This is a genomic window from Oleiphilus sp. HI0066, from assembly GCF_001635725.1.
On the sequence record NZ_LWFH01001287.1, the window covers coordinates 1 to 635 of the forward strand.

A 635-nucleotide genomic window follows, 5' to 3' on the forward strand; every position below is an offset into this window, starting at 1 on the left:
TTAGCCAAGGCGTCGTCAGCACATACCGAGTCTCCGAAGAAAATGGCAGCCTAAGTTTATTGTCGACAACGTCCACAGATTCAAATGGGCGCTTCTCCCTCAATATTAATCACGACGAAGAACAGCCTTTACTCATTCAAATCAGCGCCCAACCAGTTGTCACTACCATGACCTGTGAGTTGCTTGAGGGCTGTATTGCGGAACACTCAGGTGTCTTAAGTGCATTTGGAGAACAAAGCTACGTGGACGACAGCTTTCAATTGTTAGGGCTGATTGCAACAGATAGCTTCGGTGAAAAGCATGCGAAAGTCTCTGCACTAAGTCATCTAATCGTAGCGACTGCGCTTAATCTCCCAGGAGGCTTAACCCGTGGCAATATAGAATTTGCAGAACGCTGGGTTATGGAAACATTTCAACTCAGTAACTCGCCTCTGATCAGCGAGCTGATCGACATTTCAGATGATTCCGCCCTTGCTCAAAACGATTCTGATGACGTTATTCAAGCAATCATCGGTGCGAGTTTTTATAATCTTTCTCAAACACAATCTTGGTATGACGCCAGCATTACTATTGATAACTTTCCAATCAGCAGCATTCTCGAGCAAGCTCAAGTTTTGGCTCTAAGTGTTAATCAC

General features: G+C 44.9%; 1 protein-coding gene. It reads left to right on the plus strand.

Features of this window, described 5'->3' with window-relative positions; translation table 11 throughout:
• Window positions 1-635 (plus strand): hypothetical protein (locus A3738_RS31260; protein ID WP_197473914.1); only part of this gene is annotated, 635 nt, incomplete at both ends.